At 64.2% G+C, this 20,150-nt stretch carries 21 protein-coding genes; 11 read left to right on the top strand and 10 right to left on the bottom strand.

Annotated elements, in window-relative coordinates:
• Positions 1–15: 15 nt before the first annotated feature.
• From AC07UC_RS10625 to AC07UC_RS10605, 5 genes are all read left to right on the top strand, one after another.
• Positions 16–501 (top strand): MaoC family dehydratase, encoded by a 486-nt coding sequence (locus tag AC07UC_RS10625; protein ID WP_019861112.1) that lies wholly within the window; start codon positions 16–18, stop codon positions 499–501.
• Positions 498–1,532: a phosphotransferase family protein gene (locus tag AC07UC_RS10620; protein WP_140771938.1), complete on the top strand. Its 1,035-nt coding sequence runs from the start codon at positions 498–500 to the stop codon at positions 1,530–1,532. Before AC07UC_RS10625 ends, AC07UC_RS10620 begins: the two co-directional genes overlap by 4 nt.
• A 12-nt stretch (positions 1,533–1,544) precedes the next feature.
• On the top strand, positions 1,545–2,321 hold the full coding sequence (locus AC07UC_RS10615) for an SDR family NAD(P)-dependent oxidoreductase (protein ID WP_494905569.1): 777 nt from the start codon (positions 1,545–1,547) through the stop codon (positions 2,319–2,321).
• A 91-nt stretch (positions 2,322–2,412) separates the two neighbouring features.
• A complete protein-coding gene (locus AC07UC_RS10610) occupies positions 2,413–3,057 on the top strand; it encodes a TetR/AcrR family transcriptional regulator (RefSeq protein ID WP_494905568.1) in 645 nt (214 codons plus the stop codon).
• 189 nt (positions 3,058–3,246) lie between these two features.
• Complete coding sequence (locus AC07UC_RS10605) at positions 3,247–3,495, top strand: DUF680 domain-containing protein (protein ID WP_202325947.1); 249 nt, start codon at positions 3,247–3,249, stop codon at positions 3,493–3,495.
• A gap of 131 nt (positions 3,496–3,626) precedes the next feature.
• Here the strand turns inward: AC07UC_RS10605 and AC07UC_RS10600 are convergent, their stop codons facing one another.
• From AC07UC_RS10600 to AC07UC_RS10565, 8 genes are all read right to left on the bottom strand, one after another.
• A complete protein-coding gene (locus AC07UC_RS10600) occupies positions 3,627–4,676 on the bottom strand; it encodes a Gfo/Idh/MocA family protein (RefSeq protein WP_494905567.1) in 1,050 nt (349 codons plus the stop codon).
• Complete coding sequence (locus AC07UC_RS10595) at positions 4,676–5,461, bottom strand: ThuA domain-containing protein (protein ID WP_494905565.1); 786 nt, start codon at positions 5,459–5,461, stop codon at positions 4,676–4,678. The genes AC07UC_RS10600 and AC07UC_RS10595 overlap by 1 nt, the downstream gene beginning before the upstream one ends.
• Before the next feature lie 78 nt (positions 5,462–5,539).
• Complete coding sequence (locus tag AC07UC_RS10590) at positions 5,540–5,773, bottom strand: hypothetical protein (RefSeq protein WP_140771947.1); 234 nt, start codon at positions 5,771–5,773, stop codon at positions 5,540–5,542.
• 59 nt (positions 5,774–5,832) lie between these two features.
• Positions 5,833–6,417 carry a sarcosine oxidase subunit gamma gene (locus AC07UC_RS10585; RefSeq protein ID WP_494905563.1) on the bottom strand — a complete coding sequence of 195 codons (585 nt, stop codon included), beginning with the start codon at positions 6,415–6,417 and terminating at the stop codon, positions 5,833–5,835.
• On the bottom strand, positions 6,410–9,418 hold the full coding sequence (locus AC07UC_RS10580; RefSeq protein ID WP_494905562.1) for a sarcosine oxidase subunit alpha: 3,009 nt from the start codon (positions 9,416–9,418) through the stop codon (positions 6,410–6,412). Before AC07UC_RS10580 ends, AC07UC_RS10585 begins: the two co-directional genes overlap by 8 nt.
• Positions 9,415–9,726, bottom strand: a complete 312-nt coding sequence (locus tag AC07UC_RS10575) for a sarcosine oxidase subunit delta (RefSeq protein ID WP_023765878.1) — start codon at positions 9,724–9,726, stop codon at positions 9,415–9,417. The genes AC07UC_RS10580 and AC07UC_RS10575 overlap by 4 nt, the downstream gene beginning before the upstream one ends.
• 11 nt (positions 9,727–9,737) lie before the next feature.
• On the bottom strand, positions 9,738–10,160 hold the full coding sequence (locus tag AC07UC_RS10570; protein WP_494908919.1) for a hypothetical protein: 423 nt from the start codon (positions 10,158–10,160) through the stop codon (positions 9,738–9,740).
• Between the two features lie 2 nt (positions 10,161–10,162).
• A complete protein-coding gene (locus tag AC07UC_RS10565; protein ID WP_140771954.1) occupies positions 10,163–11,416 on the bottom strand; it encodes a sarcosine oxidase subunit beta in 1,254 nt (417 codons plus the stop codon).
• Positions 11,417–11,735: 319 nt separating this feature from the next.
• On the opposite strand from AC07UC_RS10565, the gene AC07UC_RS10560 reads away from it, so the two are divergent.
• The 6 genes from AC07UC_RS10560 to AC07UC_RS10535 all read left to right on the top strand — a co-directional run bounded on the left by AC07UC_RS10560 (position 11,736) and on the right by AC07UC_RS10535 (position 16,658).
• On the top strand, positions 11,736–12,122 hold the full coding sequence (locus AC07UC_RS10560; protein WP_064981678.1) for an SET domain-containing protein: 387 nt from the start codon (positions 11,736–11,738) through the stop codon (positions 12,120–12,122).
• 176 nt (positions 12,123–12,298) lie between these two features.
• Entirely contained in the window at positions 12,299–12,565 is a 267-nt protein-coding gene (gene rpsU, locus AC07UC_RS10555) for a 30S ribosomal protein S21 (protein WP_010911429.1), read from the top strand.
• A gap of 192 nt (positions 12,566–12,757) precedes the next feature.
• A complete protein-coding gene (locus AC07UC_RS10550) occupies positions 12,758–13,597 on the top strand; it encodes a tetratricopeptide repeat protein (RefSeq protein ID WP_140771959.1) in 840 nt (279 codons plus the stop codon).
• Between the two features lie 206 nt (positions 13,598–13,803).
• Positions 13,804–14,280: a DUF992 domain-containing protein gene (locus tag AC07UC_RS10545; protein ID WP_202325941.1), complete on the top strand. Its 477-nt coding sequence runs from the start codon at positions 13,804–13,806 to the stop codon at positions 14,278–14,280.
• Positions 14,281–14,442: 162 nt separating this feature from the next.
• Entirely contained in the window at positions 14,443–14,928 is a 486-nt protein-coding gene (locus AC07UC_RS10540) for a DUF992 domain-containing protein (RefSeq protein ID WP_140771961.1), read from the top strand.
• Positions 14,929–15,221: 293 nt separating this feature from the next.
• The gene (locus AC07UC_RS10535) at positions 15,222–16,658 is read left to right on the top strand and encodes an MFS transporter (RefSeq protein WP_494905560.1); all 1,437 of its coding nucleotides are present in this window, start codon (positions 15,222–15,224) and stop codon (positions 16,656–16,658) included.
• 27 nt (positions 16,659–16,685) lie between these two features.
• Here the strand turns inward: AC07UC_RS10535 and AC07UC_RS10530 are convergent, their stop codons facing one another.
• Both AC07UC_RS10530 and AC07UC_RS10525 read right to left on the bottom strand, forming a co-directional pair.
• On the bottom strand, positions 16,686–17,375 hold the full coding sequence (locus AC07UC_RS10530) for a response regulator transcription factor (protein WP_140771964.1): 690 nt from the start codon (positions 17,373–17,375) through the stop codon (positions 16,686–16,688).
• Entirely contained in the window at positions 17,375–20,104 is a 2,730-nt protein-coding gene (locus AC07UC_RS10525) for a DUF4118 domain-containing protein (protein WP_494905559.1), read from the bottom strand. Before AC07UC_RS10525 ends, AC07UC_RS10530 begins: the two co-directional genes overlap by 1 nt.
• Positions 20,105–20,150: the final 46 nt, after the last annotated feature.

Below are 20,150 nucleotides of genomic sequence, written 5' to 3'. Positions count from 1 at the left end.
GGTGAACTGGAGGACATGAGCGTGGAACCAATCAGTCTCGATGTGCTTCTGGCCAGTGTCGGCAAGGAAGTCGGCGTCTCACCGTGGCGGGTGGTCACGCAACGCATGATCGACCAGTTCGCCGACGCCACCGACGACCACCAGTTCATCCACTGCGACCCCGAGCGGGCCAAGCGCGAAACGCCGTTCGGCGGCACCATCGCGCATGGCTTCCTGTCGCTGTCGCTGCTTTCGGCGATGACGTTCGAGACCATGCCGCCGCTGGAAAACGGCAAGATGGGCGTCAACCATGGCTTCGATTCGCTGCGCTTCCTGGCCCCGGTGAAGACCGGCGCGCGCATACGCACCCGCTTCGTGCTGGCCGATGTCAAGGTGAGACCCTCGGGTTGGGTGCAGACGGCGCACGACGTGACGATCGAGATCGAGGGCTCGAAGAAGCCGGCGCTGACCGCTCGCTGGCTGACGCTGACCCTGATCGAACGCCAGCCCGAGACCGCATGAGCGACGCCAACGCGCTCGACCAGGCAGCGCTTGCGCCTTATCTCGAGGCGGAAATCCCGGGCTTTTGCGGGCTCGCGTCAATCGAAAAGTTCAAATCCGGCCAGTCCAATCCGACCTATCTCCTGACGGCGGCCAGCGGCCGCTACGTGCTGCGTGCCAAGCCGCCCGGGCAATTGCTGAAATCGGCGCATCAGGTCGACCGCGAATTCCGCGTGATGAAGGCGCTGGCCGTCACCGCCGTGCCGGTACCCGAAATGCTGCATCTGTCGGCGGAGGACTCGCCGATCGGTCGCATGTTCTACGTCATGGATTTCCTCGACGGCCGCATCTTCTGGGATCCGGCGCTGCCTGAAGCGCGCGACAATGATGAGCGCGCCGCGATCTACGACGCCATGAACTCCACGCTCGCGGCCCTGCACGATGTCGAGGTCGAGGCCGTGGGTCTCGCCGATTTCGGCCGGCCGGGCAATTATTTCGAACGGCAGCTGGCACGCTGGACCAGCCAGTATCGTGCCTCGGAGACCGGCACCATTGCCGACATGGACCGGCTGATTGCCTGGCTGGAGACGCACATGCCCGCGGATGACGGCCGTGTCTCTCTGGTGCATGGCGACTACCGGCTGGACAATCTGATCTTCGCGCCGGACCAGCCAAGGGTTCTGGCGGTGCTCGACTGGGAACTGTCGACGTCAGGCCATCCCTTCGCCGACATCGCCTATCAATGCATGCAATGGCGTCTGCCGCATGCTTCTGGCTTTCGCGGCCTGGGCGGTATCGACCGCGCCGCGCTCGGGCTACCCTCCGAAGAGGCCTATGTCGCCGCCTATTGCCGCCGGCGCGGGCTGGATGGCATCGGCAACTGGACCTTCTTCCTCGCTTTCTCTTTCTTCCGGTTGGCGGCGATCTGCCAGGGCGTCTACAGGCGCGCGCTGGATGGCAATGCCTCCAACCCCGAAAAGGCCAGGACCTATGGCGAGGCGGTGAAGCTGCTTTCGCGTCTCGCCGCGGAACTGATCGACAAGCAGAGATGATGGGGAGCCATGATGGGCCGCTTTGACGGAGCAACGGTGCTGATCACGGGTGCCGCCGGCGGGCTTGGCCGTGGTGCGGCCAAGGGCTTTGCCGCCGAAGGCGCCCGACTAGTGCTGTCGGACATCGACGAAAGGGCGCTCGCCGATCTTGCCGCGACCTTGCCGTCCGAAACGGCGATCCTGGCCGGCAACATCACGGACGAAAAACTGTCCGAGGATCTGGTCGGGCTGGCGGTCGAGAAATTCGGCCGGCTGGATGTCGCCGTCAACAATGCCGGCATCGTCCAGAGTTTCGTGCGCCTGCCACAGGTGCCGTCGGACGAAGCTCGCCGCGTGCTGGAGATCGACCTGCTTGGCGTCTTCTACGCCATGAAGCACCAGATCCCGCAGATGGAACGACAGTTCAGGTCTACGGCCAGGGGCGGCGCCATCGTCAACATCGCCTCGGCCGCCGGCCTGTCCGGCGCGCCGAAACTCTCGATCTACGCCGCCGCCAAGCATGGCGTCGTCGGCCTGACCCGCTCGGCGGCAATCGAATATGCCAGCAAGGGCTTGCGCATCAACGCCATCTGCCCGGCGCATACAAGGACGGCGATGGTGGACAGTTTCGTGCGCGTCTCCGGCGCATCGGAGGCGGAAGCCCTGGCCGAGCTGACACGCGGCGTACCGATGCGGCGCGTGGCCGAAGTCGACGAAATCACCACCGCCATCCTGTTCGCCGCCGACCCGGCCAACTCGTTCATGACCGGCCATGCACTCGCCGTCGACGGCGGTGTCGGTGCCATCTGACGCCTGCCGTTTGGGAACCTGCGACGCCCTTGTCCGTTTCCGTACAGCGTATATAATTTAGCCACGCACCAACCCAACGAGGCACGGGATCTTGCCGCCGAGCGTCCAGACACGCCGCGAAAAACAAAAGGCCGAACTGCGCTCCGAACTGGTCGAGGCCGCGCACAAGCTTGTCCAGGAAGAAGGCTATGAAGGCCTGACCATTCGCAAGCTGGCCAAGCGGGTCGGCTATGCGCCGATGTCGGTCTATTCCTACTTCGCCGACAAGCAGGACATCCTGTTCGCGCTGGCAGAGGACGCCTTCGAAACGCTTGCCCGCCGCATCGAGGAGCATCCGTCCGACGATCCGATCGAGGCCTTGCAGGCGGTGATGACCGAATATGCCGCCTTCGGGCTCGGCAATCCCAATGAATACCGCACCGTTTTCATGACCGAAAAGACCAGGCCGCCGGAAGGTCGGAGTTTTCAAGAAATGCACGAGGCCAACCCGGCGATGAAGGTGCTGATCACGCGGGTCGAAGCCTGCGTCGCCGCCGGAAAATTGCAAGGCGATCCGCGCGCCATCGCCACCATGCTGTGGGCGGTCGGCCACGGCACGATCTCGCTGCTGATCACCTTTCCCTTCTATCCCTTCGGCGACCCGCATGCTTTCGTGAAACGCATGTGCGATTTCCAACTGGCCGCACTCAGCACGCAGAACGTGCCGCCATTGACCGACGCAACGGTCAACTGCTGAACGACATCTGCTTCGTTTTCACGCTTCCTCGCCACCCTTTCGAACCAAACCGAGGGCAGATTCTTGGTTAACAATAAATTTATCGTACGCGTACGATCTTGACTTGCACTTCGTGATCGGCGGTCGTATTTGTACGCAATACCGTACATGTACGACAAAAAATTCAACCGTCGAAATCGGAGACTGACGATGAAAAAGGCACTCCTCACCCTCGCCGCAGTGCTGGCCCTTTCCGGCTCGGCCTTCGCCGCCGGTGCCACCCAGCCGGTCAAGCACCCGCCGGCCGCGACCTGCGTCGACACCAAGACCAATGTGAAGCTCGATTGCGCATCGACCGGCTCGGTCGAGAAGAAGGCCGCCACGGAAAACAAGGCCGAAGGCAAGGGCCCGCGCCTTGGCATCAGCATCAATCCCTGGATCGTGCCTAGCGCGTTCTAAGAGCAATTCCAGGAAAAGTGTGCAGCGGTTTTCCCGGGACAAGCGCGGAGCGCTTGCCCTTGGGAATTGCGTCCAAACAAAAAGTTACGCCGAAACGCGCCTGGCCGGCGCAAGCCGGCCGGGCGGCCATGTCAGCCTGTTGTAATCTGCAGCTTGGCAGCTGAACTCTCGAAGGCGGCGTCGATCAGCCTCTGCATGTCGGCGGCGCGCCGGAAGGACGGATCGCCGTTCTGCCGGCTATCCAGCGCATCGGCGAAGCGCCGGGCGTTGCGCTTGACGTCAGGCGGCGCCAGCGTCCGCCAGCGCTGCTCGTCGATATCCGCGCCAAGGCACGCGGACAGGCTCGATACTTTGCCGTCGGTCTCGACCTTGATGGCCCCGTTGGTGCCGTGCAGCGCCAGCGACAGATCATTGGCATGGCCCGTCGTGTAGCGGCTCGCAACGATCGTGGCGAGTGCGCCGGACGTCAGCCGCGCCGTCATAGCCACGCTGTCATTGGCGTCGAGCACGTAGTCACCGATCTGGTCGCCTTCGGCCTTCGGAAACGTCACCAGATCGGCATGCAGGCTCACGATATCCTGGGCGGCGCCATAGGTGGCGAAGTCGAGGATGTGGATGCCGACATCGCCCAGCACGCCGGTCGAACCATGCCGGCTCGACAGGCGCCACAGCCATTTGTCCTCGACCCGCCAGTCACCCCAGGATTTACTGACCAGCCAGCTCTGCCGGTAGCTCGCCTCGACATGGCGCAACGCGCCGATCTTCCCGGCCTGCACCATGCGCCGCGCTTCCTGGATCGCCGGCGAATTGCGATAGGTCAGGTTGACCATGTTGATGACGCCGGCCGCTTCAGCGGCTTCCGTCATCGCCAGCGCGTCGGCATGGTTGGGCGCCAGCGGCTTTTCGCAGAAGACATGCTTGCCGGCGGCCAGCAGCGCCAGCGTCGTTGCCTTGTGCACACCGTCCGGCGTCGCGTTGATGGCGGCGTCGAACGCGCCCCAGGCGATCGCCGCCTCCAGGCTCTCGAAAAAGTCGCCGATCTTGTTGGCGGCCGCGAATGCAGCCGCGCGGCCCGGCACCTGATCGACGCAAGCGACGATGATGCAACCGGGTAACGTTGCGAACTCCTCGACATGATGCCCGGCAATACCGCCGGTGCCGAGCAGAAGAAGTCGATGCATCAGTTGAGGCCCTTGTCGCCATCGGCATGCAGGCGCAGGCCCTTCTGCACGATCTTCTCCTTGGCCTTGTCCGTCGGCACGTTGGGTGCATTGGTGATGCCCGACCATGCGGGCGCCGGATTGTGTGCCCAGTGCACGGCGTTACGCAGCACCTGCTGCACGCCCTCGTTGTGATAGATCGGATAGGTCTCGTGGCCGGGCGAGAAATAGAAGATGCGGCCCGCGCCGCGCTGGTAGGTCAGCCCGGACCGGAACACCTCGCCGCCCTCGTACCAGGAGATGAACACCGTCTCCAGCGGCTCCGGCACCGCGAACGGCTCGCCATACATTTCCGTTTCGCCGATCTCCAGGCATTCGCCGATGCCTTGCGCGATCGGGTGGCTGCGGTTGATCGCCCAGACGCGCTCGCGTTCGCCCGCCTCGCGCCATTTCAGCGAACAGGGCGTGCCCATCAGCCGCTTGAAGATCTTCGAGTAGTGGCCGGAATGCAGCACGATCAGCCCCATCCCTTCCCAGACCCGCTTCTGCACCCGCTCGACGATCTCGTCCTTGACCTCGCCATGCGCGGCATGCCCCCACCATAAAAGCACATCGGTGGCGGCGAGGCGCTTCTCGCTCAAACCGTGTTCGGGTTCCTGCAGAGTTGCGGTGGTCGCCTTGATGCCCTGGTCCTGGTTGAGCGCCGCGGCAATCGTGCCATGCATGGTCAGTGGATAGAGGTCGCGCACGGCGGCATTGGTCTGCTCATGGACGTTCTCGCCCCAGACAACAGCTTTTATCGGCATTATTCCTCTCCAAAGCGCTTTGAATATCGCATCTGCGGAGGCCTTGGGAAGATGCCTAGCGACCAAAATTACGGAAAATCAGGGCTTGCGGGTTTTCCGGCCAGGCACGGTCTTGGCCTTGCCGGGCTTGGCGGGCGCGCCGGGGATAGCCGAACTGGTGATCGACACCGGATCGCTGGCCGGGAAAGTATCCTCCAGGCCTTCCTCGAGTTCCTCTTCGGCGTCGGCCTCACGCCGCTCGTGTTCGAGCGAACGGACCGCCGCGGTCTTGGCTTTGGACTGCGGCGACTTCGGCGCGGACTTCGACGGCATCGGCGTTTCTCCCTCGAGCTGTCGCCGCACAACGGACGCGGGCGGCAAACGTTCCGGGGTCAGCCAGCCGCGTCGCGGGCTCCCTCGGAGAGGAAAGTAAAGACATAGTCCGAGAAGGAACGCCAGCACTCGACCCGGAAGGCATCATCGGCGGTGCGCAACAGCACGATCTCGGCCTTGCCCAGGATGGTGCGCGAGGCCGCCCCGACCGGGAAGGCTTCGAGCGACAGATCCTGCGGGCAGCCCGAATTGATCGCGGTTTCAGCCGCCGGGCCGGCGACGGATATCGCGATGTTGCGGTGCGAGATGCCGACCGCCGAATGCAGCGCGGCAACCCCTGCGCAATCAGCGAGTGGATCGTTGCCAGCCTCGTCGATCACCAGCCACTCGTCAGGGCCGAGCCACAGCGCGGTGCGTCCGCCCTTCGAGACGGAAGTTTTCGGCTTCTTTGGCAAGGTCAGGCCAAGCGCCTTGGAAAGCGCGGCGACCGATGCCTCCGGCGCGCGCAGCGAGATGCGCTCGGCCGGCGGCAGCACTTCAACCTTCACGCCGGCCCCCGATGTGGCGCGGCCGGCCAATGCCGGGCGGCGGTCCACCGAAGGCGATGCGGCCGCAGCCGTCTTCTTTGCAGCAGCCTTAGCCATTGAGGCGGCCTCCCGTCTCGTCGAAGAACACCATGCCGGTAACCTCCACTTCGATCACCCCGTTCGGCATCGGCACGTAGAGCGTATCGCCCATGCGTTCGCGACCGCCGGCGACCAGCGCCAGCGCGATCGAGCGGCCGCAATTCTGCGACCAGTAGCTGGAGGTGACATGGCCGATCATCTTCATCGGGATCGCCTGCTTGGGATCCTCGACGATCTGCGCCCCCTCTTCCAGCACCACCTTGGGATCCTTGGTTTTCAGGCCGACCAGCTGCTTGCGCCCCTTGGCGACCAGATCCGGCCGCGCCATGCCGCGGATGCCGACGAAGTCGGCCTTCTTCTTGCCGACCGCCCAGTCGAGACCGGCATCGTTTGGCGTCACCGTACCGTCCGTATCCTGGCCGACGATGATGTAGCCCTTCTCAGCGCGCAGAACGTGCATGGACTCCGTGCCGTAGGCGGCAGCGCCATGTTTCTGACCCTCGGCCCACAGCGCCTCCCACACGGCCTGGCCATAGTCGGCCGGCACGTTGACCTCGAAGCCGCGCTCGCCGGTGAACGACATGCGAAACAGCCTTGTCGGCACGCCGCAGATCCTGCCTTCGCGCACTGACATATGCGGCAGCGCCTCGTCCGACATGTCGATGCCTTCGACCAGCGGCGCGATGATGTCGCGCGACTTGGGACCCTGCACCGCGATGACCGCCCACTGTTCGGTGATCGAAGTCAGCCAGACATTCAAGTGCGGGAACTCGGTCTGGAGATAGTCTTCCATATGGTTCATGACGCGCGGCGCCCCGCCCGTCGTCGTCGTCACATGGAAGCGGTCCGGCGCCAGCCTGCCGACGACACCGTCATCATAGATGAAGCCGTCCTCGCGCAGCATGATGCCGTAGCGGCAACGGCCGGGCTCCAGCTTCTCCCACGGATTGGTGTAGAGCAGCTCCATGAACTTCGCCGCATCCGGCCCGACCACCTCGATCTTGCCGAGCGTCGAGGCGTCGAACAGGCCCGCCGTCGTGCGGACCGCGACGCACTCGCGGTCGACCGCCGCATGCATGTCCTCGCCCGCCTTGGGGAAATACCAGGCGCGCTTCCACTGGCCGACATCCTCGAACACGGCGCCTTGCGCTTCGGCCCACGGATGCGTCGCCGTCTTGCGTGTCGGATCGAACAGCGGACCGCGCGCATGGCTGACGATCGCGCCGAAAGTGACCGGCGTATAGGGCGCACGGAAGGTGGTCAGGCCGACTTCGGGGATCGGCTTGCCCAGCGTCTCGGCGGCAATCGCCAGGCCATGCATGTTGGAGGTCTTGCCCTGATCGGTGGCCATGCCATTGGTGGTGAAGCGCTTGACGTGCTCGATCGAGCGCATGCCTTCATGCACCGCCTGGCGTATGTCCTTGGCGGTGACATCGTTCTGGAAATCGACGAACGCCTTCACCGTCGTGTCCGGCCCGGCGCCGGGTGCGGCACCCAGCATGCCGCGCGACCAGCTCTCCGAGGCATCGACCTTCGGCTTGGTGCCCTTGCCCGCCTTAACGCTGGAATCCTTCGCACCCGCATCCTTCGCCGCCTTAGCACCGGCGGCATAGGCCTCGTCCACCGTCGCAGCCAGCCCATCCGTGCCATTGCAGGCGCCGACCGAGACGCAGTCCTGCGCATAGGTGCCGGGCACGAAGCGCTTGGTCTCGTCGTTGAAGGCAACCTTGCCGCGCGACTGCGAGAACAGATGCACCGACGGTGTCCAGCCGGCCGACATCAGGATCGCATCGACGGGAATGGTACGCTCGCCGCCACCATTCTTCGGCTGCACCGTCATCGACGACACGCGCAATTTGCCGCCGGCGCGGATCACGGCGCGGCCGAAATTGATCTCGATGCCAAGCGCCCGCGCCTCGTCGATCACCGGTCCAGTCGGATTGTCGCGCAGATCGACGATCGCCGCGACGTTGACGCCGGCCTTCTTGAGGTCGATCGCCGCCGCATAGGCTGAATCATTGGCGGTGTAGACGCCGACATCCCTGCCGACCGCGACGCCATAATGGTTGAGGAAAATGCGCGCCGCGCCCGCCAGCATGATGCCCGGCCGGTCATTGTTGGCGAACACCATGTGGCGTTCGATGGCGCCGGAGGCCAGCACGACGCGCTTGGCACGGATCTGCCACAGCCGCTCGCGCGGCAGGTCATGGCCGGGGGCTTTCAGGTGATCGCTGACGCGCTCGACCAGGCCGACGAAATTCTGCGCGTAGTAGCCAAAGGCCGTCGTGCGCGAGAGCACGCGGACATTGTCCATGGCGGCGAGCTTCGCCACCGCCGCTTGAGCCCAGGCAAAACCGTTCTGTCCGTCGATCTTCGCGCCGGTCTCGAAACGCAGGCTGCCGCCGAACTCGGCTTGCTCGTCGGCCAGGATGACGCGCACGCCGGTTTCGGCCGCGGCCAATGCCGCCGCGATGCCGGCGGCACCACCGCCCAACACCAGCACGTCGCAATGCGCGTAGCGCGAGGAATAATGGTCGGGATCGGGCTTGTCCGGAGAAACACCGAGGCCGGCGGCTTCGCGGATCTTGGGCTCGTAAAGGCTCTTCCAGGCTGCTTTCGGCCACATGAAGGTCTTGTAGTAGAAGCCGGCCGAAAATAGCGGCGACGCCAGGTCGTTGACCGCGCCGACGTCGAAGGACAGCGACGGCCAGCGGTTCTGCGAGTTGGCGGCGAGCCCGTCATAGAGTTCCTGCACGGTGGCGCGCACGTTCGGCGTCTTGCGCGCATCGTCCCGCACGATCTGCACCAGTGCGTTGGGCTCTTCCGCGCCGGCCGACAGGAAGCCGCGCGGGCGGTGATACTTGAACGAGCGGCCGACCAGATGCACGCCATTGGCAAGCAGTGCCGACGCCAGCGTATCACCCTCGATGCCGGTATGGGACTGGCCGTCGAAGCTGAACCGCGCCGTCTTGGCCTGGCTGAGGCGACCGGCGCCCGGAATGCGGAACGCGCCGCTCATTTGGCAACCACTTCGTTGGAGTTTTTGGGCAGCTTGGCGGGTTTGGGTTCGCCGGCCTTGTAGGTCATGACGAACTTGTCGGTGACGGTGTCGCGCACCGCGTTGAAGAAGCGCGCGCAGCCATGCATGTGCCGCCAGCGTTCATAGATGATGCCCTTGGGGTTCGAGCGGATGAAGAAGAATTTCTCGAAGTCGTCGTCGCTCTCGCCGGCCATGTTGGCTGAGCGTGCTATATGCGCCTCGCCGGCGTTGCGGAATTCGAGTTCCGGGCGCTCTTCCTCGCAATAGGGGCAGCGGATGAGAAGCATTCTGTTCGTTCCTACAATTCGCCGTGGCCGACGCGGGCGGCGGGGGGTTGGTCGCAAAGCTTCTGGCCCATTGCCGCAAACGGCGCGACGAGCCGGATGCGCTCCTCGACACTCGCGGCCGGACGAAACAGGTCGCGATACGCCATGTTGCCGATGGTGAGTTGCACCGGATCGGTCGTGACGATGACGCGGCGTGGCTCGAATGGATCGTCCTCGCCGAGATCGGCAGGCCTGTTCTCCACGAACATCACCACCTTCTGGCCGCCGCTCCACACGCAGGCCAATATGCCGTCGTCAACGGAAAACGGCCAGTTGGCCTCGTTTCCGGCGCGGCTGATCGGCTGCGTGCGCACCTCTTCCGGCGACGGCAAATGGAACATGCCCTGTTCCCCCGCCAGCATCAGCGGCATCGCGACAGCCATTTCGGCCATCATCATCAGTGCGCCACCGCCGCTGCCGCCGCCTCGTCGATCAGGCGGCCGGTGCGGAAGCGCTCGATGGTGAAGGGCGCATTGATCGGGTGCGGATCGTCCTTGGCGATCGTGTGGGCAAAGACATGGCCCGACCCGGGTGTTGCCTTGAAGCCGCCCGTGCCCCAGCCACAATTGACATAGAGGCCCGGTACCGGGGTCTTGGCCAGGATCGGCGAGCGGTCGGGCGTGACGTCGACGATGCCGCCCCAGGAGCGCAGCATCTTCATGCGCGTGAAGATCGGGAACATTTCGCAGATGGCGTCGAGCGTGTGCTGCAGAATGTGCAGGCCGCCGGTCTGCGAATAGGAGACATACTGGTCGGTGCCGGCGCCGATCACCAGCTCGCCCTTGTCGGACTGCGAGATATAGGCGTGCACCGTGTTCGACATCACCACGCAGGGCACGACCGGCTTGATCGGCTCCGACACCAGCGCCTGCAGCGGATAGCTTTCCAGCGGCATGCGCACGCCGGCCATATTCATGATGACCGAGGAATGGCCCGCGGCAACCACGCCGACCTTCTTGGCGCCAATGAAGCCGCGCGTCGTGTCGACACCCATGACCGCGCCGTTCGGCGCGCGCTTGACGCCGGTGACCTCGCAATTCTGGATGATGTGGACGCCGCGCGCCGAGGCGCCGCGCGCATAGCCCCAGGCAACGGCGTCGTGGCGCGCCGTGCCGCCACGGCGCTGCAGGGCAGCCCCGACGACCGGGTAGCGTGCGTCCTTCGAGATGTTGAGCGGCGGGCAGAATTCCTTCGCCTGCTCCGGTGTCAGCCACTCATTGTCGATGCCGTTCAGCCGGTTGGCATGGACATGGCGCTTCAGCACCTGGATGTCGTGCACATTATGCGCCAGCATCATGACGCCGCGCGCCGAATACATGACGTTGTAGTTGAGCTCCTGGGAGAGCCCATCCCACAGCTTCAGCGCATGGTCGTAGATGCCGGCGCTCTCGTCATAGAGGTAGTTGGAGCGGATGATGGTGGTGTTGCGGCCGGTGTTGCCGCCGCCGAGCCAGCCCTTTTCCAGAACCGCGACATTGGTGATGCCGTGCACCGTGGCGAGATAATAGGCGGTGGCCAGGCCATGGCCGCCGGCGCCGACGATGATGACATCGTATTCCTTCTTGGGCTCGGGCGAGGACCATTGCTCCTCCCAGCCCTTGTGGCCGCGCATGGCCTCGCGGGCGATGGCGAATACCGAATATTTTTTCAACGTCCCAGCCTCGCGCCAACAGATCTCGCGGATTGCAGCCGGGCTTTTCTTGGGCCCGGCGCGCGAGGTGTATCACTAGCGAAACAGCGCTTCCACCCTTGCGCTGTTTGCGACGGCGCTTGCCGTTTTGCGCCGCGACGAAAAAGACCCATGCGAGGGCGTCGAGACATTGGCCGGTTCGGTGGCTTCCGTCGATCAACCGGACGTGAAGGGTTTTTGCCGCCAACAGGCCTGTTCGTCCAAGTGACGCAGCTTGCCGGTCTTGCTTTTTCCGCGCGATTTGGCGATTCCGTCTCCTGTCGAAACGGGTCCCGAAACCATGATGCTGATCCGAACCTATGTGGCCGCGAGCGCAATCGAGGGCGTCGGCATGTTTGCCGCCGAACCGATCCGGAAAGGCGCCTCGATCTGGCGGCTCGACCCGGATTTCGACCGGCTGATCCCGATGGACAAATACGAGGCCGCACCGCAGCCTCTCAAGGAATTGCTCGATCGCTACGCCTATCCGAGCCCTGATCGGCCGGGTTTCATGGTCTATGAGGTCGACAATGGCCGCTTCATGAACCATTCGGCGACGCCGAATACCGACTTTTCACAGTATGGCGGCGCGACCGCGACGCGCGACATCGCCGCGGGCGAGGAGATCACCTGCGACTACGGCGAATTCTTCGAGGATTTCGAGCGGCTGCACCTGGCCACGGCGTAGTCGGCGCCCTATCTCGGCGCTACCGTGGCAATTTGACAGACGTCCTGCATTTCGACTGTGGACAGCGCGGCCTGATTCTGCTATCAGCCGCCACAATTCGTGGTGTCGACCGCCGCGGAGGCTAGTGGCTATGGCCACTTGCCTGATGATATCAAACCCGAAAGACAGGATTGCCCGTGCAGGTACTCGTCCGCGACAATAACGTTGATCAGGCGCTTCGCGCGCTCAAGAAGAAGATGCAGCGCGAAGGCATTTTTCGCGAAATGAAGATGCGCGGTCACTACGAGAAGCCTTCCGAGAAGCGCGCCCGCGAAAAGGCCGAGGCCGTCCGCCGCGCCCGCAAGCTGGCCCGCAAGCGCGCCCAGCGCGAAGGCCTGCTGCCGATGACGCCGCGTCCGGTGGCTGCCGGCGGCGCTGCCGGTGCAGCGCGTCCGCCGCGCTGATTATCGCCAATATTTCGTCCTTTTCGAAGGATACTGAGGTGGCGCGATGCGGAATCGCCGCCACCTTTTTGTTTAGAGCGACTCGCGACCATCTGGGCGCACAAATCACGCTCTGACAGTTTATGACATTGTGACCCGGCCCGGAGGGGGGAACCGGACCTGAACGACGGCGCAAGTGAGGACAGGGCAGACATGAACGCAACAAGCGTGGAGCGCGGGACCGCATTGCGTGGTTTCGCCCTGACAGCGGCCCTGCTTTCCCTGGTGCTTGCCGGCTGCCAGACATCGGGCCCGACCGGCGAGTTCAACAACATCGACAAGGCGCAGGGATCGAGCGAGAACATCTCCTCGCTGTCGACGGTGATCCAGCGCAATCCCCAGGATCCGGAAGGCTACAATGTGCGCGGTTCGGCCTATGGCCGTGGCGGCCAGTACCAGGCGGCGCTCAAGGACTTCAACCAGGCCATCCAGCTCAACCCGAATTTCTACCAGGCCTATTCCAACCGGGCTCTCATCCAGCGCTTCCTCGGCAACCAGGAAGCCGCTCTCGCCGACTACAACCGATCGATCCAGATCAACGGCAATTATGATGCCGCCTATATCGGCCGCGGCAATCTCTACCGCAAGGCGGGCCGGACCCAGGATGCTTTCAGCGACTTCCAGAAGGCGATCCAGCTCGATACGACGGACGCCCGCGCCTACCACAATCGCGGCCTGATCTATCAGAGCCAGGGCCAGCACAAATTCGCCATTGAGGACTTCTCGACCGCCATCTCGCTGGCGCCGGATGCGGCAGAGCCCTACAACGGCCGTGGCCTCTCCTATCTGGCGACGGGCGACGAGGACAATGCCTTCTCCGACTTCAACATGGCCATCAAGCTCGACGGCAAGAACGCCGAGGCCTGGGCCAACCAGGCGCTGATCTACGAGCGGCGCGGCGACAAGGCCAAGGCGGCGAAGTCCTATCGCGAGGCCGTGCGCCTCGACCCCAGCTATCAGCCGGCCAAGGATGGCCTCGCCCGCGTCAGCTGACCTCGGCTTCGGTCGATCCCGATATTACAGCGCCATCCCGCGTGTCCAAAAGGACACGCGGCGCTGAAGATCGCCCGCAATCCGGCAACCGTGCATTAACCCCTGCGGCAGGCCGTTAACCCTTGCCTTGTTCGCGCCAAGTTTTCAGCGGAACGGTCTGGCCATTCAAGCCGTTATTTCCAAGCGATTTGCGAAAGGACCCTCCCATGATCAAGAAACTCGTCTGCGCCGCTGCCCTTGCAACGACCGTGTTCGCTGCCGCCCCGGCCAGCGCCGGCAGGCTGCAGCTCGGCACGCTCGACTGCACCATCGACGGCGGCACCGCCTATATCGTGGCCTCCAACAAGGGCGTGTCCTGCGTCTTCCGTCCTCACCATCACGGACCGTCGGAGATTTATACCGGCGTCATCTCCAAGATCGGCGTCGATCTCGGCCAGACGCATCAGGGCCAGCTCGTCTGGGCCGTGCTGGCCGCAACCCGCGACCGTGACGCGGGTGACCTTGCCGGCAGCTATTACGGCGTCAACGCCGAGGCGAGCGTCGTGACCGGCGGCGGCGCCAATCTGCTGGTCGGCGGCTTCGACAGCGCCTTCATGCTGGAGCCGCTCAGCGTCCAGGCGCAGACCGGCGTCAACCTCGCCGTGGCTGTAACCTCGCTTCAGCTGATCCACTCGCTCAAGTGATCGCAAGGAGCTACTCGCTCCTCTCTACCTTGCGGCGCGGAACCATATAGGATGGTTCCGCGCCGTTTGATTTTTCGAGCAATTCCAGGACAAGTGTGAAACGGTTTTCCGTCTGGAATCGCGTCAAAAAAGATAGAGCGGTTCCGAACCGCGGGGAACGCCATGCCGAAGACAGCCATCGCCGCTGCCGTGATCGCACTCGTGCTTGGCGCGGCACCAGCGCAGGCGCAGGACCGCGGCATCGAACTCGGTACCCTTGAATGCGCCATATCAGGCGGCACCGGCTTCATCTTCGGTTCGTCCAAGGACCTCAGCTGCACCTTCACTCCGGCCGACAAGACCTTCGCGCCTGAGGCCTATTTCGGTGCCGTCAACAAATACGGCCTCGACATCGGCACGACCAAGCAGGCGGTGATGCAATGGCTCGTGCTGACGCCGCTGAAGAACATCTACGCGCCCGGTGCGCTGGCGGGCGACTATATCGGCGCCAGCGCGGAGGTCACGGCGGCCGTTGGAGCCGGCGCCAATCTTCTGGTCGGCGGCTCTTCGCAGGCTTTCACCCTCCAGCCACTCAGCCTGCAGACCCAGACCGGCGTCAATCTCGCCATCGGCGTCAGCCAGTTCCAACTGCGCAGCATCGAGAACTGATCGCGTCAAGGGCGGTCGCTTGTCGTTTCGTCATCAACTCTGAGGAATGGTGGCGTCTCTGAGCCTGGCGTTTAGGGTGACGACGAAGTTGCGAGGCTTCGGCCAATCTCGAACGTTGCGATGATCCACCGAAACGAACCGCTTGAACTCAACCGTGGTTGAGGTCTTACAAACCTGCCCCGACTGAGCAGCGCCTGGATACGGCGCTATCGCCGCGCATGGTCCTGCCGGAAAGCCTTGCTGGCTTCTGGTGCCGTACGCCGCGATCGAGATATGCAAAGCATAGGGTGGATATGACTGAAATCAGCACAAACAGGGTCGACTGGCGCGCATTGTGGGCGAGCGGCGACCTGGCGCGCTTCTGCTTCATCAGCCTCGGCATCCTGCTGCACGCTACCAATGAGACGATGGTGGCGACCGTCATGCCGGCCATGGTCGGTGAAATGGCCGGCGTACAGCTCGTCGGCTGGTCGCTGGCGGTCTACGAACTCGGCGCCATCGTCGCCGGCGCCGCGGCCGGACGCATGGTGAGCTATGTGGCGCTGCGCACCAACATGGTGGTCGCGGCCCTGCTCTACGCGGCCGGCGCGCTGATCTGCGCCACCTCTCCCTCCATGCAACTGTTCCTCGCCGGCCGTCTGATCGAAGGGCTGGGCGGCGGCGCGCTTGTATCGCTGGCCTTCGTCTCGGTCGAGCGGCTGTTTTCACGCGCCATCTGGCCGCAGCTTTTCGGCATCATGTCGGCGATCTGGGGCGTCGCCGCCTTCAGCGGCCCGTTGCTGGGCGCGATCATGACCGAGCTCCTGTCGTGGCGCTGGGCCTTCGGCGTCTTCACCTTCGGCGGCACCGCCATGGCTCTGGCCAGCTTCCTCGTTCTGAACACTCCGGAAGCGAAGCGACCTATCGCCGGCGCGGGCAAGGCTCCTCCCTTCCCGTTCGCTGCGCTTGGCTGTCTTGCCGTCGCCGTGGTGCTGATCGCCTCGGCCGGCGTCGATATCGCGCTGCTGCGCTCCTCGCTGCTGATCGTGCTGGGCCTGGCCGGCCTGGCGCTGTTCTTCTACGTCGACGCGCTGAAGCCGCGCTCACGGCTTTTCCCGGCCCGGCTGTTCTCGTGGCGGACGCCGGTGGGCGCGGGCATGACCATGGTCGCCGCCTTTTCCATCGCGACCTGTTCCTTCGGCGTCTACGGACCGCTGCTTTTGACCAGCCTGCATGACATTCCGCTGCTGACCACCGGCTACATTATCGCTGCCGAATCTATCGCCTGGTCGATCCTGTCGATCCTTGTCGCCAACGCCCCGCCTCAGCGCGAGCGGCTGATCATTGTGTGCGGCGCCTTGATGATCGCGGCGGGCATCGCCGGCTTCGCCTACACGATACCGTTGGGCTCGATCCCGCTGATCCTGGTCTGCGCCCTGCTGCAAGGCGGCGGCTTCGGCATCGCCTGGCCGTTCCTGACCCGCGTCATCGTCGCCTCCGCTCCGGACGACGAACAGACCATCGCCTCGGCCGCGGTGCCGACCATGCAGCGTATCGGCTATGCCGTGGGCGCCGCTCTCGCCGGCATCGTCGCCAATGCCAGCGGCTTTTCGCAGGGGCTGAACCACGACGCGGCGGCCAATGTCGCGAGCTGGCTCTTTCTGGCCTTCGTCCCGCTTGGCATTCTCGGCTGCCTGGCGGCCTTGCGGGCATCATCGACGGCAAACCGGCCGCTGGAAGCCATTGGCTGACGCCGAGTTCAATCGAAGGAGATTGTCCTACTCGACCCGCAAACGATAGCCGACACCGGTTTCGGTGGTGATGTAGCGTGGCTGGTCCGGGGTCTTCTCGATCTTCTGCCTGAGCTGCCTGACATAGACCCTGAGATATTGCACGTCGGTCGAGTCCCCCCAGATCTGCTTCAGGATGAAGTGGTGGGTCAGCACCTTGCCGGCATGCTGCACCAGGATGCGCAATATGTCGTATTCCTTCGGCGAGAGCTTTATCTCCTTGCCCTCGACCTTGACGATGCGCTTGACCAGATCGACGCTGAGGTCACCGCTCTGGAAAATCGGCTTCTCGCCCTGCTGCTGGAATTTGTGCCGCAGCGCCACGCGGATGCGCGCCACCAGTTCGTTCATGCCGAATGGCTTGGTGACATAGTCGTCGGCGCCGAGTTCCAGCGCGTTGACGATACCGGCCTCATCGGTGCGGCTGGAGAGGATGACCACGGGAATGTCGACGCCCTCGTCACGCCATTTGCGCAGGAGATCATGGCCCCCCATGCCGGGCAGGCCGAGGTCGAGCAGCACCAGGTCCGGCTTTTCCTGTTCCATCAGCTCGATCGCCACCTTGGCGTTCGGCGCCTCGCTGACCGAATAGCCCTGGCTGCCAAGCCCGACCCGCAGCAGCTTGCGGATCGGCGGCTCGTCATCGACAACCAGTATCCTGACATTCGAGTTGGTCATCACGGCTGATCCACGCTGGTCTCTTCGCCACGATTGTCGGCATCGGGCATTTCCGCCGGCACCGGCATCCTGATGGTGAAAGCAGCACCGGGGCGGTCGGTCCGGTTGGCGGCCGAGATCGTGCCACCCATCGATTCGACGAAGCCACGGCAGATCGACAGACCAAGCCCGGTGCCGGCGCGCACCTGGTCACCCTTGCGCACCCGATAAAAAGTGTCAAAGACGCGTTCCAGGTCCTGCGCCGGGATGCCTGGTCCCTCATCCATGATCTGCACGATGACGGACCCATTGTCGGCCCATCCCTGCACGCGGATCGTCGAGCCGGGCGGGGAATATTTCGACGCATTGTCGAGAAGGTTGAACAGAACCTGTTCGAACAGCACGGGATCGAGCTTCAGCATCGGCAGATCGGATGGAATATCGACCTCGATCTTGTGTTCGCTGGTGATCTTGCGGGCGCGGTTGAGCGCCGTGCCGACGATATCCCCGACATAATGGAGGGCGTAATTCGGCTCCATCGCACCGGATTCGATCTTGGTCATGTCGAGCAGGTTGGCGATGAAGCGGTTCAGCCGCTCCGATTCGTCGATCACCGTCGACAGAAGCTCCACCCGGTCCTGCTCGGGCAGATCGGGTGCGAATTCCTTGAGCGTGCCGGCCGCTCCCATGATGGCCGAGAGCGGCGTTTTCAGATCATGCGAAATCGAAGTCAGCAAAGCCGAGCGCAACCGGTCGGCTTCCGCGGCGAGCTTGGCGCGGTCGACATCGGCGACGAGCTGGATGCGTTCGATCGCCACCGCCGCCTGATCGGCCAGCGCGTCGAGCAGGCGCTGTTGCTCGGGCGTCAGCAGCGGGCCCTGCTTGTCGTTGTCGAGGCCAACGACACCGATCGCGGTGCGCCCCGTGCGCAAGGGAAGGTAGAGGCGCTTGGCGCCAGGCAGCGTGTCGGCGCCGCGCCCGGCGGCGCGGTTGTGCTCCCAGGCCCAGCGGGCTGCGGCGATGTCGGCCTCGGCCAGCGTATCGTCGGGCGGATAGCCGGCCTTGACGGTAATCGAGCCGTCTTCCGGCAGCAGCAACACCACGCGCAGCTTCAGCATCGAAGCGATCTGGAAGGCGGTGGCCCACAGCACATCGTCGAGCGTGCCGGCGCCGGCGAGCTTCTTGGAGAAGAGATAAATATCTTCCGTCGCCCGCGCCCGCGAGCGGGCGGCGACCGCCTGGCGCTGCACGCGCGCCGTCAGGTTGCTGGCAATGACGGCAACGACCAGGAACACGCCAAGCGCGACAATGCTCTCCGGATCCCGGATCGTGAGCGTATAGCGTGGCTCGAGGAAGAAATAGTTGAAGGCAAGGGCGCTGACGACACAGGCATAGAGAGCCGGCCAGAGACCGCCGGTCACCGCCGATGTCAGCACCCCGATGAGGAAGATGATGGCGAGGTTGCGAACGTCGAGAAACTGGTCGAGCAGGACGGCGAAGGCCAGCGAGCCGGCGACAAACCCCGTAGCCTTGAGATAGGGCCATATCTGGAATTGCCATTGCTCGTCGGCCGCCCTGACGCTTCTCGAACTAGCCTCGGCGTCCCGCTCGGTACCCGAAATGACGTGGACGCTGATATCGCCGGCATTGCGGATCAGGTCATAGGTAAGCGAGCCCTCGATCAGCTCGCGCCAGCGCGACCGCGTCGGCCTGCCGACCACGATATGGGTGAAATTGTTCGCCGTCGCATGGCGCACAATGTCCTGCGCGACATTCTGGCCGGGAATGGTCGTCACCTCGGCGCCGAGTTGTTCGGCAAGGCGCAGGAGCGTGGCGAGCCGGTCCTTGTCTTCCTCGGACATGCCAGCCGAGCGTGGCGTATCGACATGAAGCGCCGTCCATGGCGCACGAAGCCGGTCGGCCAGCCTGCGTGCGTAGCGAATGCGGGCCGCACCGCCCGGTCTTGCGTCGACGCAGACGAGCACCCTCTCGCCCGCGGCCCAGGGACCCTGGATGGCATGGGACTGCATGTGATTGAGCAATTGCTCGTCGACACGCTGGGCCGTGCGGCGCAGCGCCAGTTCCCGCAGTGCCGTCAGATTGCCTGACGAGAAATAATTCTCGATGGCGCGCTGCGCGGTGTTGGGGAAATAGACCTTGCCCTCCTCCAGTCGCTTGATCAGGTCGTCGGGCGTCAGATCGATGATTTCGACGTCATCGGCCTGGTCGATGATGGAATCGGGAACCGTTTCACGCACCCTGACTCGCGTGATCTGCGCCACGACGTCATTCAGGCTTTCGACATGCTGGATGTTGAGCGTCGTGTAGACGTCGATGCCCCGCGCCAGTATCTCCTGGACGTCGAGATAGCGCTTGGGGTGACGGCTGCCGGGTGCGTTGGTGTGGGCGAGTTCGTCGACGAGAACCAGCGCCGGGCGCCGGGCGAGGATGGCATCGATATCCATCTCCTCGAGGATGCGCCCCTTGTAGTCGACCTTGCGGCGGGGGATGACTTCATACCCCTCGACCAGGGCCTGGGTTTCCCTGCGGCCATGCGTCTCGACGATGCCGATCACCACATCGATGCCGTCGGTCAGCCGGGCGCGGCCCGACATCAGCATTTCGTAGGTCTTGCCGACACCGGGCGCGGCGCCGAGGAATATCCGCAGCCGGCCGCGCCCCTCCCGCTCGGCATGCTCGAGCAGCGCGTCGGGGGAAGGTCTGTTTTCGCTGCTTCTTTCTTCCGGCATCAAGAACCGATCATGAATGGCGCCGGGGATGCTGTCGATCCCCGGC

Source organism: Mesorhizobium sp. GW821-FHT04C10, assembly GCF_059420305.1.
This window is presented reverse-complemented; position numbering and strand designations above follow the sequence as displayed.

What these genes read in the sequence shown, in the direction of transcription:
- AC07UC_RS10585 (WP_494905563.1), bottom strand. Translation starts at nt 6,417, where the DNA reads ATGGCTAAGGCTGCTGCAAAGAAGACGGCTGCGGCCGCATCGCCTTCG.
- AC07UC_RS10580 (WP_494905562.1), bottom strand. Translation starts at nt 9,418, where the DNA reads ATGAGCGGCGCGTTCCGCATTCCGGGCGCCGGTCGCCTCAGCCAGGCC.
- AC07UC_RS10605 (WP_202325947.1), top strand. Translation starts at nt 3,247, where the DNA reads ATGAAAAAGGCACTCCTCACCCTCGCCGCAGTGCTGGCCCTTTCCGGC.
- AC07UC_RS10625 (WP_019861112.1), top strand. Translation starts at nt 16, where the DNA reads ATGAGCGTGGAACCAATCAGTCTCGATGTGCTTCTGGCCAGTGTCGGC.
- AC07UC_RS10590 (WP_140771947.1), bottom strand. Translation starts at nt 5,773, where the DNA reads ATGCCGTCGAAGTCCGCGCCGAAGTCGCCGCAGTCCAAAGCCAAGACC.
- AC07UC_RS10535 (WP_494905560.1), top strand. Translation starts at nt 15,222, where the DNA reads ATGACTGAAATCAGCACAAACAGGGTCGACTGGCGCGCATTGTGGGCG.
- AC07UC_RS10550 (WP_140771959.1), top strand. Translation starts at nt 12,758, where the DNA reads ATGAACGCAACAAGCGTGGAGCGCGGGACCGCATTGCGTGGTTTCGCC.
- AC07UC_RS10560 (WP_064981678.1), top strand. Translation starts at nt 11,736, where the DNA reads ATGATGCTGATCCGAACCTATGTGGCCGCGAGCGCAATCGAGGGCGTC.
- AC07UC_RS10545 (WP_202325941.1), top strand. Translation starts at nt 13,804, where the DNA reads ATGATCAAGAAACTCGTCTGCGCCGCTGCCCTTGCAACGACCGTGTTC.
- AC07UC_RS10525 (WP_494905559.1), bottom strand. Translation starts at nt 20,104, where the DNA reads ATGCCGGAAGAAAGAAGCAGCGAAAACAGACCTTCCCCCGACGCGCTG.
- AC07UC_RS10615 (WP_494905569.1), top strand. Translation starts at nt 1,545, where the DNA reads ATGGGCCGCTTTGACGGAGCAACGGTGCTGATCACGGGTGCCGCCGGC.
- AC07UC_RS10575 (WP_023765878.1), bottom strand. Translation starts at nt 9,726, where the DNA reads ATGCTTCTCATCCGCTGCCCCTATTGCGAGGAAGAGCGCCCGGAACTC.
- AC07UC_RS10600 (WP_494905567.1), bottom strand. Translation starts at nt 4,676, where the DNA reads ATGCATCGACTTCTTCTGCTCGGCACCGGCGGTATTGCCGGGCATCAT.
- AC07UC_RS10595 (WP_494905565.1), bottom strand. Translation starts at nt 5,461, where the DNA reads ATGCCGATAAAAGCTGTTGTCTGGGGCGAGAACGTCCATGAGCAGACC.
- AC07UC_RS10530 (WP_140771964.1), bottom strand. Translation starts at nt 17,375, where the DNA reads ATGACCAACTCGAATGTCAGGATACTGGTTGTCGATGACGAGCCGCCG.
- AC07UC_RS10570 (WP_494908919.1), bottom strand. Translation starts at nt 10,160, where the DNA reads ATGATGGCCGAAATGGCTGTCGCGATGCCGCTGATGCTGGCGGGGGAA.
- AC07UC_RS10620 (WP_140771938.1), top strand. Translation starts at nt 498, where the DNA reads ATGAGCGACGCCAACGCGCTCGACCAGGCAGCGCTTGCGCCTTATCTC.
- AC07UC_RS10540 (WP_140771961.1), top strand. Translation starts at nt 14,443, where the DNA reads ATGCCGAAGACAGCCATCGCCGCTGCCGTGATCGCACTCGTGCTTGGC.